This is a genomic window from Mesorhizobium sp. M7A.F.Ca.AU.001.01.1.1 (assembly GCF_004022735.1).
In the GTDB taxonomy this organism is placed as follows: domain Bacteria; phylum Pseudomonadota; class Alphaproteobacteria; order Rhizobiales; family Rhizobiaceae; genus Mesorhizobium; species Mesorhizobium ciceri.
The window spans coordinates 1-1,443 of record NZ_RZPF01001067.1 but is presented as its reverse complement, the minus strand read 5'-3'; the positions used below and the strand labels follow the sequence as shown (position 1 = coordinate 1,443).

1 protein-coding gene and 1 tRNA gene are annotated in these 1,443 nt (G+C 65.1%); one reads left to right on the top strand and one right to left on the bottom strand.

The features are described 5' to 3' along the window. Nucleotides 1-1,061: aromatic amino acid lyase (locus tag EN884_RS35840; RefSeq protein ID WP_128361122.1), on the top strand; the 1,061-nt coding region annotated here is incomplete at its 5' end. A 106-nt stretch (nt 1,062-1,167) separates the two neighbouring features. Here EN884_RS35840 and EN884_RS35835 read toward each other — a convergent pair. Further along, nucleotides 1,168-1,253, bottom strand: a tRNA-Leu gene (locus tag EN884_RS35835). Between the last annotated feature and the right edge of the window lie 190 nt (nt 1,254-1,443).

Genomic DNA, 1,443 nt, shown 5'->3' with positions numbered 1-1,443 from the left:
ACGGTGGGCCGATGCCTGTCGTGCCGGCCTCCGGCCAGGGCGGCGCCGGTGAGATCCTGGCGCTCTATCCCTTGTTTGCAGAACTTTCGACGCGCTTCGACCTCGAGGTCAAGGAACGCGGCTCGCTCATCAACGGCTCGCCCTGCGCCGCCGCTTTGGTGGCCGACGCAGCGCTCGCGGGGCGCCGCCGCATCCGCATGGCGCAAAAAGTTTTCGCGCTGTCGATCGAAGCGTTTCGCGCGCCGCTCGAGCACTATGACGCGGCGCTCGACACGCTCTGGGGCGATGAGCATGAAACGGCTGCCCTGCAGGGATTGCGGGAGTTTCTGGTTGGCGCCGGCGATGGGCGACGCAACTATCAGGCGCCGGTCAGCTACCGCATCGTGCCGCGCGTCCTCGGCCAGGCGCATCGTGCGCTGGCGACGGCCGAGCGGGCGGCCAATGTGTCGCTGGCCTCGATATCGGACAATCCCGTCTACATCCCGCCCGACGATGCAGATCGGCTCGGCCGCTGCATCTCGACCGGCGGCTATCACAATGCGATGGCAACGCCGGCGCTGGACGATCTGGCGGCGATATGGGCCGACATCTGCCTGCTCTGCGACCGCCACGCCTCGAAGCTTCTGAACGGCAAGGTGTCGCTGCTGCCGGATCTGCTGATGACCGGACGTCACTCAGCCGACAGCGATGGCCATGGCAATGTCGGCTATGTGCCGATGGCGATCACCGGCTATCTCGAGCAGGCCAAGCTGGCCGCACAGCGCACCTTCATTCCGGGCACGGAATCGGCTGGCGCGGGGCAGGACGACGTCGCCACGACGGCGTTCTTCGCATGGGCCAAGGAAGCGACCGCCGGCCGCTGCGTCGATGCCGCCATGGCGATGCTGGCAATGATCGCCTCGCAGGCGCTGCACGTCACCGAACGGACGCCGCCGCCGGCACTGCGTTCCTTCGTCGATCAAATCAGAGCTATCGTGCCGCCTGTCGGCGCCGATCGCGTGCTGGGGCCGGAGCTTGCCAGGTTGGCGGAATGGTTCACTGAGAAAGTGTTCGAGGCGTAGAGATGCCAACAAAGCGGTAGCCGGTGAATTGGTGCGCCTGAACGGATGAAGTACGAACCTGCCGAGCTTCAGGTGGCCTGCCACCCGAAGCTCGAAGAGCGAAGGGTGGTGCGGACGACGGGAATCGAACCCGTACGATCAGAGATCGAGGGATTTTAAGTCCCTTGCGTCTACCAATTCCGCCACGTCCGCAGGCCAGCCCTTTTCAGACGCCAGACACAGGCCGTCAAGTCGTGTTGTTGAGCGTTCGCCGAACGTGCAAACAGACCGGGCGGCTTGATGATACTGGCGCGATCACGGAATTATCGGCGCGGCGGGTAGTGGTAGGATGCCTGTGTGGTGGATTTGATCCGCCAAGGCCGGCGCCTCTCAGGCCCAACCC